The organism is Rhodopseudomonas julia (genome assembly GCF_030813515.1).
GTDB lineage: Bacteria > Pseudomonadota > Alphaproteobacteria > Rhizobiales > Afifellaceae > Afifella > Afifella julia.
In genome coordinates this window covers 200,134-214,404 of sequence record NZ_JAUSUK010000002.1, presented here as the reverse complement: position 1 = coordinate 214,404, position 14,271 = coordinate 200,134, and the positions used below count along the sequence as shown (strand labels likewise).

The window sequence follows — 14,271 nt, the reverse complement described above, 5'->3', positions numbered from 1 at the left end:
GATGGATCCGATCATTGCCTTGGGGCTGTCGGTTGCGGCCTTCGCTGTCACGTGGGCTGGCATCCGCAGTCTCATCCCGGCGCTCATCCGCCGCGCCCTTCTCGACCTGCCAGACGCACGCCGCAATCATAAAACTCCGATCCCCCGGGGTGCGGGATTCGCACTCTTTCCGGTCGTTGCACTCTGCCTTTCGATCGGCCTCGTGTTCGGGCTGCCGACCGGCCTTCCAGCGGCAAGCGAGATGTCATTCCTCGCGATCGCCGTTGCGCTGGCGATCGTCTCCGCCTTTGACGATTTGATCGGACTGAGGGCCGCCACGCGCTTTATCGCCCAGGCGGGCCTTGTGGCGGCTGCGGTCGCGTCGCTGCCGCTCTCGCTCAGCCTTAGCCCCGAACTGCCTCTTCTCGTCGAACGCATCGTCCTGTGGTTCTTCCTGCTCAGCTTCGTCAATGCGTACAACTTCATGGACGGCATCGACGGCATCACGGGCGTAACGACGATTGCGATCGCGATCGGGTTTCTGCTCATCGCCGCTCCGGCGGGCCACCTGCCGCTCCTGCCCTGCCTTCTCATCGCAGCGAGCCTCGGTTTTCTCCTCCACAACTGGCATCCCGCGAAGATCTTTCTGGGCGATGCGGGAAGTGTCTTCGCCGGCTTTTGTGTGGGCTCTCTCTTGGTCGCACTCGCCCTTGATGGGGAGCTTGCCGCGGCCCTCATTCTGCCGGCCTATTATCTGACAGACACCGGCCTCACCCTCTTCATTCGCGCGCGCCGTGGCGAGCGCATCTGGCTCGCCCATAGCGAACACGCCTACCAGAAGGCCGTGCGCCGCGGATGGCGGCACGATCAGGTGGTGCTCGCCCTCGCCCTCAACAGCGGCGTCTGCATCGCGCTCGCCCTCATCTCGACGAGAGCCCCGTACGCGGCTTTCACCATGGCCTATGCGAGTTCGCTCACGTTTTGGGTGGCGTTACGTTTTGGGATGTTCGATGCGCTGGCGTTTCGGCTTTCCGCCAGAAGGAAATAGCCTCGCCCCCTTTCCCTGGAGCGCTGCGCAGAAGCGTTGCGAAGACGAGCGACATCATCGCCAGCCACCATTCCTGCCAGGCGCCGTGGCTCACCATCCACACAGCGAAGACACCCGCGGTCAAAGCGCTTGCAGCCGACAGAACGGCAGTGTCTGCCTGCAAAAGACGCCGCAGCCAGGCAAAACCGATAAGACCGGCGACGAAGACGCCCAGAAGACCGAAATCGACCCACAATTGGATCGCGACGTCATGCGGATGGGCGCTGCCGATCACGGCTGAAGCGGCGGGGCCGGCAAGCCCCTTGCTCATGGCGCGTTCGGCATAATAGCCCCAGCCGAGAAGAGGCTCATGCGGGATGAGCTCGGCAAAATTCTCCCAGATGGAAAGACGGATTTCTGCACTCGTCGCGTGAACGACATCCTCTGGAACGCCACCGAGCAGCTCGCGCATCCAAGGCGTGTAGAGCATGGCGAAGAATGGAAAGAGGACGAGACACGCAAAGGCCGCCACGGTGACGGCACGTGCGGTTGCCCGCGGCGCGTAAATCGCAAGCGGCCAGGCGATCGCCACCACGCCCCAAAAGAGGACGGAGGACTGCGACGAGGAGAGGACCGCGACGACAGCCGCCACGATCGAGAGAAAAAGCGCCAACCAGCACAGCCATTTCTCAGAACATGCGAGGGCCAGGAAGAGCGCAGCCAGGATGCTCGTCACGAGAACCGCCCGGTTGAGCGATTCTGAGCCGAGCGTATCGGAGAAGGGTTGCCGGAGTTGGAAAGGCCCGTGCAGCTCGTTAGCGAGAAGCGGCAGCGTGATCACGAGCCCGACCACCAGGAATTTCATGATTTTGCGTCGGGGCTCATCAGCAATGACGACGACGAAAGAGAAACCAAGCAGGCAGTTCCCCAAGAGGCGGAACGCATATTGAAGGCTCATGACCGGCTCGACCGACCATGAGACACTCGCAAAAGCGGCAAGCACAAAAGAAGCGATCGCGATCGCCAAAGGCTGGCGCGCCACGGCGGTGAAGCGGCCCGCGAAATCCTGCCACGACTCTGATCGCCAATAGGCCCCGAGGAGCAAAAAAAGCGTCGCAAAGCTCAACACCGCGGGCGCCGAACGCGTCGACAGAAAGGTGATGAACGGCACGAAGACGAAGGCGAGAGCGAGACCGATGAAGGAAGCGATCGAAGGGCGTTTCGCGGACAGGACACGTTTTCTTTGCAATCAAGGCCCCCTTCGGCCGCCGGGCTGCCGCGGCAAGATCCGCAGGCTCCAGAAACCACCATGCGATCTGGAGCCGATCCCGAAAGGGAGATGGCACAAACACAACCGCGCCAGCAAGCTCCCGCCTTGCGCCACCCCCAGCGTCGGCTACAAAACTCTAGAGTGTTCTTAGGAAAGGGGAGCCAAGATGGCGAAAGCGGGGCCCTTCAAGGCCGACCATGTCGGCAGCTTCTTGCGGCCACAACGTCTTATCGCGGCACGCAAGCGCCATATCGAAGGCGATCTCAGTGATGAGGCACTGCGCGAAATCGAGGACGAGTGCATTCTCGAAGTTGTGCGCAAACAGGAAGCGATCGGTCTTCGCGCGATCACCGACGGCGAATTCCGCCGCACCTTCTTCCACATCGACTTTCTGCAAAAGCTCAATGGCGTGAGCGTCACCTACGGTGATTTTGCCGCCAAGTTTCGTAAGCAGGATGGAAAAGAGGTCGGCTTTCGCCCTCCCGTCATGCATGTCGGCAGCAAGATCAGCCACGCCCACACCATTCAAGGCGAGGATTACGAATTCCTGCAATCCGTCGTCGAACGCACGCCAAAAGTTTCGATCCCATCCCCCTCGATGCTGCATTTCCGAGGCGGGCGGAACGCAATCAGTTCGGAGGTCTATCCGGATCTTGAGGAGTTCTACAAAGATCTGAGCGCGGCCTACCGCGCGGAAATCGAAGACCTGGCAAACCGCGGTTGCCGCTATCTGCAGATGGACGACACCAATCTCGCCTATCTTTGCGACCCGACGATCCGCGAAACGGCCCGCAGCCGTGGCGATGACCCCGACGATCTGACCAGGCTCTATTGCCGTCTGGTCAATGAATCGATCAAGGATCGCCCCGACGACATGGTCGTCTGCGTGCATCTGTGCCGAGGCAATTTCAAAAGCGCCTGGGTCGCCGCCGGCGGATATGAGCCGGTCGCCGACATCCTCTTCAACGAAATGAATATCGACGGCTTCTTCCTGGAGTATGACGACGAACGTTCGGGCGATTTCGCACCGCTGCGCTTCGTGCCCAGGGGCAAGACCGTGGTCCTCGGTTTGATGAGTTCAAAGCACGCCGCCGTCGAACCAGCCGATCTCATCAAGCAACGCCTGGAGGAAGCGACGCAATACATCCCCCTGGAACAATGCGCCCTCAGCCACCAATGCGGCTTCTCCTCCACCGCCCATGGCAACGACCTCAGCGAGGATGACCAGTGGCGCAAACTCGACCGCTGCGTCGAGATTGCTCGCGATGTCTGGAACTATCACGCGTGAGAGACGAGACCTCCGCCTGATCGACGAACGATGGGCGGACCAGCACGTCGGCGCGCCCCCCCAACGTCGGCACCCGTCGTGTTTCGCGCGCCGTTGCCCGCGACACCGTATCGGTTCCCCCTGCCGCCGATCCGCCTTATGGCCCGCGATTGCCTCTTAGACCTCCCTATTTGAGGAGAGACCAGAACGGCATCGTTGCGCTTCGCCAGACGGTGCGCCAAAAGCAGCGCCGAAAGGAATGTTCGAAATGTCCGAAGAAACCCAGATCATCGTTGGTACCGGCCATGCGGGCGTCCAGCTCGCCGCCTCGCTGCGCGAGCTTGGCTTCACCGGGCGCATCGTTCTGATCGGCGAAGAAACCGATCTGCCCTATCAGCGGCCGCCCCTGTCGAAAGGCTATCTGATCGGCTCCGTCAGTGCGGACGGACTGCTTCTCCGCGGCGAGAAATTCTATGAGGACCGCAACATCGAGCTCATTCTCGGCGAAGCGGTCACGACCATCGACCGCGCGGCTCGCGAGGTCGAGCTGCAATCGGGACGGCGCCTGCGCTACGATCACTTGACGCTGGCGCTCGGCGTTCGCAATCGTCCGCTGCCGGTGCCGGGCGCCGAGCTCGACGGCGTCTTCGCCGTGCGCGGGCTCGCCGATTCCAACCGTTTGCGCGAACGTATGGACGCGGCATCCGATCTTGTCGTGGTCGGCGGCGGCTTCATCGGTCTGGAACTTGCCGCCGTCGCGGCCAAGCTTGGCAAGAACGTGACGGTCGTGGAACTCGCTCCGCGTGTCATGGCGCGCGTCGTTACGCCGAAAATGTCGGAATTCTTCGAAAACGCCCATCGTCGCCGCGGCGTCCATATCATCACGGATGCGCGCGTCCAGCGGCTCGAAGGTGAAAACGACCACGTCACCAGCGTGGTGCTTGCCGATGGGCGCAACATCGCCGCCGATCTGGTCCTCTATGGCATCGGCGTCCTCGCCAATTCCGAGCTCGCCGAAGCCGCCGGTCTGGAGGTGAAGGACGGCATCGTCGTCGATGAGTTTCTCGCCACCTCCGATCCTGCCATTTCCGCGATCGGCGACGTGGCCAACCACCCCAACGTGCAGGCGGGGACCCCCATGCGGCTTGAATCGGTGCAAAACGCCGTCGATCAGGCCCGCTGTCTTGCCGCTCGCCTTGTCGGCAAACCGGCCGCCTATTGCGACGTTCCCTGGTTCTGGAGCGATCAGGCGAACCTGAAGCTGCAGATGGTCGGACTTCCCTTTGGTACGGATCAGACGATCCTGCGCGGCGATCCGGAAGCCGAAACCTTTTCCGTCTTCTGCTTCAAGGAAGGGCGCCTGATCGCAGTGGAATCGGTCAATCGACCGGCCGACCATATGGCCGTGCGAACCTTGATGAAACTCGGTGTCGAAATCCGCGCCCATCAGGTCGAAGATCCCGATTTCGATCTTCGTGCCTTCACCCAGGCCCAGCGCAAAGCCGCCGCACAGGCCTGAGGCCCGCCTCCAGCGGGATCTCTGCAGATCAGACCCGCCCCTTCAGAGGAACACTCTGAAGGGCTGTCGGCAGGCGCATCTTGCCTCCCCTCCATCCGGATCGGATAAGTCCGCGAGAGCCGGCGCAGAGGGAACGCCGAAGCGTCGCAGCACGAGACACCGACAATCTGGTAGTATGCCGGCGGAGCCGTCCGACGCCCGTGCCCCTTGCCACGGCGGAAGCTTGAGAAGGCCGCACCCTTGGCCCACGACGACTTCCCGCTACAATGGCGGAAACGATCGCCGGGAGACGTCGCCATCATGACCCTACGCCAGACAGGTCGTTCCGTGCCGGTGGCACTTCTACGCGCCCGCGAAGCTTTCATGATGCATCTGCGGCCGATCATCGCCGAATATGGCTGCACCGAGCAGCAATGGCGCGTTCTACGAATTCTCGACGAAGCCGGCCCCTTCGATGCGACGGCCCTTTCGGCTCGGGCGTGTCTTCTCACCCCCTCCATGACCCGAATCCTGAAAGCCCTGGAAGAACGCGACCTCATCACCCGCTGCCAGGACGGTCAGGACAGCCGCCGCTTGAAGATCGACATTACGGAGAATGGCCGCAGTCTCATCAGGCTCGCCTCGCCCGATATCGAAGACGTCTACAGGCGCATGGAAGCAGCCTTCGGCGAAGAAAGGATGGAAATGCTGCTCGATATGCTGGAGGAACTGGCCATGGATGGCCACGCCGCCGAATTTCAACATCGCCCGGACGAACTGCGCAAAGCCGTCGCCTGAGGCGGCGTTTCGCCTTGATTGCGCATTGGGGCGAGATTGATCGTCGCTCCTTGCGCCTTTCTGCTCTGGCCCTTTGTCGCCGGCGGCCTAAATGCCGGCTTACCAATCCTTCCTTTCCGGATGTCGCCCGCACCCCATGTCGAACGTCCTTTCCGTTTCCGGCCTGTCCAAAACCTATGACAGCGGCTTTCAGGCTTTGAAAAACATCGATCTTGAGATCGAAAAGGGAGAGCTCTTTGCGCTCCTCGGTCCGAACGGCGCCGGCAAGACGACGCTCATCGGCATCATCTGCGGCATCGTCAATCCGACCACGGGCACCGTCATCGTCGACGGCCACGACATCATCTCCGATTACCGGGCCGCCCGTTCCAAGATCGGGCTCGTGCCGCAGGAACTTTCGACCGACGCATTCGAAACCGTCTGGGCGACCGTCTCTTTTTCACGCGGCCTCTTCGGAAAGAAGCCCGACCCGGCCCATCTGGAGCGTGTGCTGCGCGATCTTTCTCTCTGGGAAAAGCGCAATTCCAAGATCATCACGCTGTCAGGCGGCATGAAGCGGCGCGTCCTCATCGCCAAGGCGCTGTCACATGAACCTGAAATCCTCTTCCTCGACGAGCCGACGGCCGGCGTCGACGTGGAGCTGCGCCGCGACATGTGGCGGCTGATCAGTTCCCTGAGGGAGACGGGCGTCACCGTCATCTTGACGACGCACTACATCGAGGAGGCCGAAGAGATGGCCGACCGCGTGGGCGTCATCAATCATGGCGAGATCGTTCTCGTTGAGGAGAAGAAGGAGCTGATGCGCAAGCTTGGCCGCAAGCAGCTCCGCCTGTGTCTGCAGCATCCCCTCGACGCTGTGCCGGAATCGCTCGCATCTTACGAGCTGGAGCTTTCCGCAGACGGCAGCTACCTCACCTACACCTACGAGACGGCTCAGAACCGCAAAGGGATCACGTCCCTGCTGCACGATCTGACCGAGGCGGGCATCCGTTTCAGCGACATCGAGACACGCGAGAGCACACTCGAAGAAATCTTCGTCAGTCTGGTCCACGAGGCGGCATGAACATTTACGCCATTCGCGCCATCTACAAGTTCGAGATGGCCCGCACCGCCCGCACGCTGATGCAGAGCATTCTGGCGCCGGTCTTGTCGACGACGCTCTATTTCGTCGTCTTCGGCTCCGCCATCGGCTCGCGCATCGACGAAGTGGGGGGCGTCAGCTACGGCGCCTTCATCGTCCCGGGCCTCGTCATGCTCTCGCTTCTGACGCAGAGCGTGACGAACGCCGCCTTCGGCATTTATTTTCCGAAGTTCACCGGAACGATCTTCGAGCACCTGTCGGCACCGGTCTCCTTCCTCGAGATCGTCATCGCCTATGTCGGTGCTGCGGCCACGAAATCGGTCATCCTGGGGGTCATCATTCTCGCGACCGCCACGCTTTTCGTGCCGCTCAGGATCGAACATCCGCTGTGGATGGTGACGTTTCTGGTGCTGACCGCCGTCACCTTCTCCATGTTCGGGTTCATCATCGGCATCTGGGCCGATGGCTTCGAGAAGCTGCAGATCGTGCCGCTTCTCATCATCACGCCTCTGACCTTCCTCGGCGGCAGCTTCTATTCGATCGATATGCTGCCGCCCTTTTGGCAGAAGGTGACGCTGTTCAACCCGGTCGTCTATCTGATCTCCGGCTTCCGCTGGAGTTTTTACGGTATCGCCGACGTCTCGGTCACCGTCAGCCTGATCATGACCGCAATCTTCCTCCTCGTCTGCCTGGCGGCGATCTGGTGGATCTTCAAGACGGGCTGGCGCCTGAAGAGCTGAACATCTCGGGCCTTTGTGCCTAAGCTCAGGCCTCGGCGCCCGCTTCGCCGTCCGTCTGCAATGACTGAAGCCGAAGCGCCCGAAATTTGACGGTTTTCGCCCATTTCACGACGGGCGCGTCCACCATCGCTCCATCGAGAGCCACGGCACCCCCATCCCCGAGAGCCGAAAGGATCTTGTCTGCCCTGCCAATTTCTTCGTCCGTCGGCGAAAAGCCACGGATGGCCGGTCCGATCTGCGCCGGATGGATGAGAAGCTTGCCGCCAAAGCCGAGATCGGCTGCGTAAGCGGCATCATCCACGACAGCCTGCTCATCCCTGTAGGTCGTGGTCACCCCGTCGATCGGGCCAGACAGCCCCGCAGAGGCAGAGGCGAGGACGAGCTCCTGACGGGCCGCTTCCAGCGCGTACCGGACATGGCGCGCGCCGATCGCGACGGCATAATCGAGAGAGCCGAAAGCGAGGCGGTCGGCGACCTGCGCCAGTTCGCGCGCCCGAACGATGCCGAGCGGCGTTTCCACGAGAGCGATAACGCGAACATTTGTCCCGAACGTCTCTCTGGCGATGCGCAGGATGGCGGGATCTTCGGCTTTGGGCAAAACGATACCCGTCAGCGGCAAAGCGGCAACGGTTTCCAGATCGTCGGCGAAATATCCCGTATCGGCGCCGTTGACGCGGATATAGATCTCCGTATCACCCGGCTTGAGCCCCGCGAGACCCTGTGCAATCCCGTCCCGCGCCGCCGCCTTGGCCGCAGGCGCAACGGCATCTTCGAGATCGATGATGACGGCGTCGGCGCCAGACGCGACAGCCTTGCCGAAACGCTCCGGCCGGTCGGCCGGAACGAAGAGCGGCAGGAACGGAAAACGCGTGTCACCCATCCTCGCTTCTCCTTCGAGGAAGAAGAAAACCAATCTTCTCGGCCTCAGGGATGGACCAAAGCCGGTCCATCAGTGGGTCCAGCTCGCCTCGCTCAACCGCACCGGACGACAATGCCAGCGCCCGCGCCTTCTCGGTAATTTCGGCCCAGCTCAGCGTGTTGCCGGGATCACCCTTCGGCACGTCGACACGCCCTTCGAGCCGCCTGTCATCGCACGTCGTCACCGTAACCTTGCCGATCCAGCGTCCCGGATAGGCCTGATCGACTTCCGCATCGAGCACCATTTCCACCTTGTCGATGAAGGACAGCGCACTGCGATCGTCGAGCACGCCGGCAAACTCCGAAAGCCCCGCTTTGCGATGTGTGGCGATGAGGCCGAGCGTGGCGCCCATGGAAAACTTCGCCTGATGCACGCTTTGCGGCTGTGTGACGGCGCCCAGAACATCGATCGCGCCTTGATGCACATGGGTTGTGACGGCGGCGATATCGCCTGGGGCCAGATCATGCTCGACGACAACCTTCAAAAACGCGTCGGCCGCCGGATGCGTGTGCCGGCACGAGGCGTGAAACTTGAACGATGTCTCGGCGAGCGCCCAGCGCTCACCAAGCCGGTCGACAAGCTTCGCCGGATCGGCATCTGATGACGCCCCCGCGGCAAGCCCCTGCTTTCCTTCCAGGATCCGTTTTGCGCCGGTGAACCCGTCGCGCGCCAGATAGGCAGCCATCAGACCGTTTTCAGCCGCCTTCGCCGTATGCAGCTGCTTGGAATCGGCGGCATCGCGCAAGAATTCCCAAAGCCCCGCCGATTGCGTGCCGGCGGAACCGAAGGCCTCGCCCATCTCGGAGGCAGAAAGCCCGAGAAGACGGCCGACGGCCGCTGCCGCCGCAAAAGTTCCGGCCGTTCCGGTCGTATGAAAGACCGTGTAATGCGAGCGGCCGAGAAACTCGCCGACCCGGATACCGACCTCATAGCCGGCGATCGCTGCCGCCAGAAAGTCGCGACCTGAGGCGCCGATCGTCTGCGCCACGGCCAGAGCCGGCGAGAAGACGACGGTTGCCGGGTGGAAGACGGAGCCGTTGTGAACGTCGTCCTGCTCGGAGATATGGCTCGCCGCCGCATTCACGATCGCGGCGAAGACGGGAGACGTAGCACGTCGATTCGTGAGAATTTCAGCGCACCCGTCGGCGGGGCCCATCATCTCGGCATAGCGCTCCAGAACGCCGATGGCGCGATGCCCGCGCCCGGAGAGAGCCGAGCCCGCCCAGTCGACGAAGAAATCGACGGCTCGCGCCACCACCTCTTCGGGCACGGTGTCGAGATCGAGGCCGGCAGCGAAGGCCGCGAGCTCGGCACTTTCCCGGCCCGTCGCCTGTTTCAAAAGCGGGTTGCGCTGTCCGGCATCAGCCATTCGGAACCTCAGAAGGAGCGCGGCAGACCGAGAACATGCTCGGCGACATAGGAGAGGATGAAGTTGGTGGAGATCGGCGCCACCTGGTAGAGCCGTGTCTCCCGGAACTTGCGTTCCACGTCGTATTCTTCGGCGAAACCGAAACCACCGAAAGTCTGCAGACAGGCATTGGCCGCCTGCCAGGAGGCATCGGCGGCGAGAAGCTTCGCCATATTCGCTTCCGCACCGCAATCGGCATGTGCGTCGAACTTTCGAGCCGCCTTGAAACGCATGAGATTGGCCGCCTCGATATCGACATAGGCGCGCGCGATCGGGAATTGCACGCCCTGGTTCTGACCGATCGGGCGTTCGAAGACGGTGCGCTCATTGGCATAGGCGACCATCTTGTCGACGAACCAATAGCCGTCGCCGATGCATTCGGCGGCGATCAGCGTACGCTCGGCGTTGAGCCCGTCGAGGATATATTTGAAGCCTCGGCCCTCTTCGCCGATGAGGCTCGCAGCCGGAATTTCCAGATCGTCGAAGAAGAGCTCGTTGGTCTCGTGACCCACCATGTTGCGAATGGGTGTCACCGAAAGGCCGTTGCCGATTGCCTCCTTGAGATCGACCAGAAAGATCGACAGGCCCTGCGATTTCCGCTGCACTTCGGCAAGCGGCGTGGTGCGTGCGAGGAGGATCATCAGGTCGGAATGCTGGATGCGCGAAATCCAGACCTTCTGGCCGTTGACGACATAACGGTCGCCTTTCTTGACCGCCGTCGTCTTCAATTTCGTCGTGTCGGTGCCCGTCGTCGGCTCCGTCACGCCCATCGACTGCAGCCGGAGCTCACCCGACGCGATCTTCGGCAGAAACTCTTTCTTCTGCGCCTCCGAGCCGTGCCGCAACAGCGTGCCCATATTGTACATCTGGCCGTGGCAATGGCCGGCATTGCCGCCCGAGCGGTTGATCTCCTCCATGATGATGGAGGCTTCCGTCAGCCCGAGCCCGGAGCCGCCATATTCCTCGGGGATCATGGCGGCGAGCCAGCCCGCCTCCGTCAGAGCCGTGATGAACTCTTCCGGATAGGTTTCCGCAGCCCCATGCTTGCGGTGGTATTCGGCCGGGAATTCGGCGCAGAGCGCGCGCAGCGCGTCGCGCAGATCGCGGTGGTCTTCCTCGTCTGCAATCATGTCACTCGTCTTTTCCGGAGGCCGCGAGCGCCACAGCCTCCTCTTGTGTGATTCCTAGTTCATCCAGGATGGCGCGGGTATGTTCGCCGAGCGCGGGCACCGGATCGAGCCGTGGCTGCCAGGCCGCGCCGGAGATCGGACGAAGGGCCGGAATCGTCCCCGTCGGAATGGCGATTTCCTGCCAGCGATTGCGGGCGGCAAGCTGCGGATGCGCCCAGAGCGCCGCCATGTCGTTGAGGCTCGCCGTACCGATATTGGCTTTCTCGAGCCGCGCCATCGCCTCGGCTGTGGTCAGGCGGGAGAGGACGCCATTGATGGCCTCGTTGATCTCATCCATATGCGCCGCACGCCCGGCATTGCCCTTGAAGCGGGCATCGCCGGCGAGATCCTCCCGCTGCAGAACCGTCAGGCAGAAGGCCGCCCATTCGCGGTCGTTCTGCAGGCCGAAAATCACCGTGCCGTCGGCCGTGCGATAGGGCCCGTAGGGGAAGATCGTGGCGTGTCCCGCGCCGGCAAGCGGCGGCGGCGGCGCCCCATCGGTCGCAAAATACATCGGATAGCCCATCCATTCGGCCATCGCCTCCAACATGGAGATCTCGATATGGTCGCCGCGCTCGGTTTTGTGGCGGTTGAGAAGCGCTGCCAGGATGGTGTTGTAGGCGGAGACGCCCGCGGCGATATCGGCGATCGAAATGCCGGCCTTGGCGGGCTGGCCGGGCGAGCCCGTCACCGAAACAAAGCCGGCCTCGGCCTGGATCAGAAGATCATAGGCTTTCTTCTTGCCGTAAGGCCCGCCTTCTCCGTAGCCGGAAATGGCGCAGGTGATCAGCCTCTCGTTTTCCGCCCGCAGCGTCTCGTCTCCGAGACCGAGCCTCTCGGCGGCCCCCGGCGCGAGATTTTGCACGAAGACGTCGGCCTTCTTCAAAAGCCGCTTCAGGACGGCAACGCCCTCTTCGCGCTTCAGATCGAGCGTGAGGCTTTCCTTGGAGCGGTTCGTCCAGACGAAATGGCTCGCCATCTCGCGCGCCCGCTTGTCGTATTCGCGGGCGAAATCGCCGCCATCAGGCCGCTCCACCTTGATGACGCGTGCCCCGAGATCGGCCAGGAGCCGCGTCGCGTAGGGCGCGGCGATCGCCTGCTCGATGCTGACAACGAGAATTCCATCGAGCGGCCTCGTCACGGCGTCGCCTCGCCTCTCATACGCAGCCTCTCATGGTTCGCTTTCCTCTCCTCGCAGGGGCGTCGCCGGCCCGCATTCTGCGGCGGGCTCAGGACAATCCATGCCGCCTACGACAGGAAAGAGCTTGCGGACCAGTCGTATTCTCTGGATGCTGCTTTCGGCAATGGAGAAAGCCGGATGCATTTCGACCTGACCGATCTCAGGCTCTTCGTGGCGGTGAGCGAGCTCGGCAGCATGGCGGAGGCGGCACGTCTCCATCACATCTCCGTCTCCGCTCTGCACGAGCGCATGAAGATTCTGGAGAGCCGCGCCGGGGTGCCCCTGCTGGTGCGTACCGCCAGAGGCTCGAAACCGACGCGCGCCGGGCTCATGGTCGCCGGCCACGCCCGCGCCGTCCTGTTGCAAGCGGAACGCCTCGACGGCGCAGTGGAAGCCTGGAAGCAGCGCGAAAGCGGCCTCATCAAGCTTCGTGCCAATTCGAATGCCATCACCAGCTTTCTGCCCGACGTGCTGGCGAGTTTTCTGGCCCGCCATCCGGATGTGATCGTCGATCTGGAGGAAGACACCTCCGATGAGATCGCCACCGCGGTGCGTTCCGGCGAAGCCGATATCGGCATCGCGGCGGAAAACGCTCAGCTCGATGGCATCGAGACCATTCCGATCCTCTCCGACCGCCTTGTCTTCATCGCCCCGGCCGGGCATCCCCTGGCGCAGCGCAGCGCCGTCACCTTCACGGATCTCCTCGACGAGAGCTTCATCACGCTCGACACCCGCTCGGCGATTTCCGCGCATCTGAAAAAGCATGCACACCGGCTCGGCCGCGAATTGACCATCCGCATCCGGGTCAGAAGCTTCGGTAGCGTCTGCCGCATGGTGGCCGCCGGTGCCGGCGTGTCGATCGTGCCGGCGAGCGTCATCCCGGCGGAAACCTTGGAAAAGGGTGCCAAGGTCATCGCCATCTCCGACGACTGGTCGCAGCGCGATCTCGTCATCTGCCTGCCGCGCGATCGGCCCGTGTCGAATCTGGTTCGGCGCCTTGCCGATGCGGTCTCCTCACCACAGGACAACCGGCTTGCCGCATGGCGGGCGGGTCAGGCACGCCCGCACCCCAACTCTCCGTCTGCTCGGGCTTGAGACGCCGGCGAAGTCCGTTTGCCCGCTCATATCAGCCCATAGGTTTCTGCATAGCTCCCTGAGGAAAGCCCTCGCGAAGCGTGATGCGGCAGCCTGAAGTAATTCTAATATTTGCACCTTTCCGTGCGCCTGGGGCTTGATCGGTCGCGCGGGCGCCCAATGATCACGCATATCCCCTTCGTCCTGCCCGCGTTGCCGCCGAACGAATTCGTCTTTATGAATTTCAAAGATTTCTGAACTAACTGGAGAAATCACCTTGCACCCAGACCTTTCGCCTCCGGTCCAGTCCTTCATCTTGCATTTTGGCGAGATGGGCAGCCGGTGGGGCATCAACCGGACGGTCGGGCAGATCTACGCGCTTCTCTACATCTCGCCGCGACCGCTCTGCGCCGACGACATCGTCGATGCTCTCGGCGTTTCGCGCTCAAACGTTTCCATGAGCCTGCGCGAATTGCAGAGCTGGAACCTCGTCCTGCTGCGCCATCTGCCGGACGACCGGCGCGATTTCTTCACGACGCCCGACGATGTCTGGGAGATCCTCAGAACCCTGGCCGAAGGCCGCAAGCGCCGCGAGATCGATCCCACCCTGACCTTTCTGCGCGAGGCATTGATGGAGCCGCCCGCCAATGAGGCGGAAGCGCATGCGCAGGCGAAAATGCGCGATATGCATGCCCTCATCGAGCAGCTCACCGGCTGGTACGACGACGTGAAGACGCTCGAAACGGAGCGTCTCGCAACGTTGCTCGCGCTCGGCGCCCGGGTCACGAAATTGTTGGAGACCAAGGACAAGATTGTCGCCCTCGGCTCCTCTAAAAGGAATGGCCGGAAGACGTGATCCGC

The 14,271-nt window shown here is 62.4% G+C and carries 13 protein-coding genes; 8 read left to right on the top strand and 5 right to left on the bottom strand.

Annotated elements, in window-relative coordinates:
* The first annotated feature begins 1 nt into the window (after window position 1).
* The gene (locus tag J2R99_RS10145; protein WP_307154374.1) at window positions 2-1,027 is read left to right on the top strand and encodes an MraY family glycosyltransferase; all 1,026 of its coding nucleotides are present in this window, start codon (window positions 2-4) and stop codon (window positions 1,025-1,027) included.
* Here J2R99_RS10145 and J2R99_RS10140 read toward each other — a convergent pair.
* On the bottom strand, window positions 954-2,255 hold the full coding sequence (locus J2R99_RS10140) for an O-antigen ligase family protein (protein WP_307154373.1): 1,302 nt from the start codon (window positions 2,253-2,255) through the stop codon (window positions 954-956). The genes J2R99_RS10145 and J2R99_RS10140 overlap by 74 nt on opposite strands.
* 187 nt (window positions 2,256-2,442) lie before the next feature.
* Here J2R99_RS10140 and J2R99_RS10135 point away from each other — a divergent pair, with 187 nt between their 5' ends.
* The 5 genes from J2R99_RS10135 to J2R99_RS10115 all read left to right on the top strand — a co-directional run bounded on the left by J2R99_RS10135 (window position 2,443) and on the right by J2R99_RS10115 (window position 7,660).
* A complete protein-coding gene (locus J2R99_RS10135; RefSeq protein ID WP_307154372.1) occupies window positions 2,443-3,564 on the top strand; it encodes a 5-methyltetrahydropteroyltriglutamate--homocysteine S-methyltransferase in 1,122 nt (373 codons plus the stop codon).
* Window positions 3,565-3,811: 247 nt separating this feature from the next.
* Window positions 3,812-5,062 carry an NAD(P)/FAD-dependent oxidoreductase gene (locus tag J2R99_RS10130; protein ID WP_307154371.1) on the top strand — a complete coding sequence of 417 codons (1,251 nt, stop codon included), beginning with the start codon at window positions 3,812-3,814 and terminating at the stop codon, window positions 5,060-5,062.
* A 300-nt stretch (window positions 5,063-5,362) separates the two neighbouring features.
* On the top strand, window positions 5,363-5,839 hold the full coding sequence (gene hpaR / locus J2R99_RS10125) for a homoprotocatechuate degradation operon regulator HpaR (protein WP_307154370.1): 477 nt from the start codon (window positions 5,363-5,365) through the stop codon (window positions 5,837-5,839).
* Between the two features lie 136 nt (window positions 5,840-5,975).
* Complete coding sequence (locus tag J2R99_RS10120) at window positions 5,976-6,902, top strand: ABC transporter ATP-binding protein (protein ID WP_307154369.1); 927 nt, start codon at window positions 5,976-5,978, stop codon at window positions 6,900-6,902.
* Window positions 6,899-7,660: an ABC transporter permease gene (locus tag J2R99_RS10115; RefSeq protein ID WP_307154368.1), complete on the top strand. Its 762-nt coding sequence runs from the start codon at window positions 6,899-6,901 to the stop codon at window positions 7,658-7,660. The genes J2R99_RS10120 and J2R99_RS10115 overlap by 4 nt, the downstream gene beginning before the upstream one ends.
* A gap of 25 nt (window positions 7,661-7,685) precedes the next feature.
* Here J2R99_RS10115 and J2R99_RS10110 read toward each other — a convergent pair whose 3' ends face one another.
* The 4 genes from J2R99_RS10110 to J2R99_RS10095 are packed head-to-tail and all read right to left on the bottom strand — an operon-like array spanning window position 7,686 to window position 12,297.
* Window positions 7,686-8,540 carry an HpcH/HpaI aldolase/citrate lyase family protein gene (locus J2R99_RS10110; protein ID WP_307154367.1) on the bottom strand — a complete coding sequence of 285 codons (855 nt, stop codon included), beginning with the start codon at window positions 8,538-8,540 and terminating at the stop codon, window positions 7,686-7,688.
* Window positions 8,533-9,948, bottom strand: a complete 1,416-nt coding sequence (locus J2R99_RS10105) for an MmgE/PrpD family protein (RefSeq protein WP_307154366.1) — start codon at window positions 9,946-9,948, stop codon at window positions 8,533-8,535. Before J2R99_RS10105 ends, J2R99_RS10110 begins: the two co-directional genes overlap by 8 nt.
* An 8-nt stretch (window positions 9,949-9,956) precedes the next feature.
* Window positions 9,957-11,117, bottom strand: a complete 1,161-nt coding sequence (locus J2R99_RS10100) for an acyl-CoA dehydrogenase family protein (RefSeq protein ID WP_307154365.1) — start codon at window positions 11,115-11,117, stop codon at window positions 9,957-9,959.
* Window position 11,118: 1 nt separating this feature from the next.
* Entirely contained in the window at window positions 11,119-12,297 is a 1,179-nt protein-coding gene (locus J2R99_RS10095; protein ID WP_307154364.1) for a CaiB/BaiF CoA transferase family protein, read from the bottom strand.
* Between the two features lie 177 nt (window positions 12,298-12,474).
* Between J2R99_RS10095 and J2R99_RS10090 the strand changes: the two genes are divergently transcribed.
* Both J2R99_RS10090 and J2R99_RS10085 read left to right on the top strand, forming a co-directional pair.
* Window positions 12,475-13,431, top strand: a complete 957-nt coding sequence (locus tag J2R99_RS10090; protein WP_307154363.1) for a LysR family transcriptional regulator — start codon at window positions 12,475-12,477, stop codon at window positions 13,429-13,431.
* Between the two features lie 310 nt (window positions 13,432-13,741).
* On the top strand, window positions 13,742-14,266 hold the full coding sequence (locus J2R99_RS10085; protein ID WP_128291818.1) for a GbsR/MarR family transcriptional regulator: 525 nt from the start codon (window positions 13,742-13,744) through the stop codon (window positions 14,264-14,266).
* Window positions 14,267-14,271: the final 5 nt, after the last annotated feature.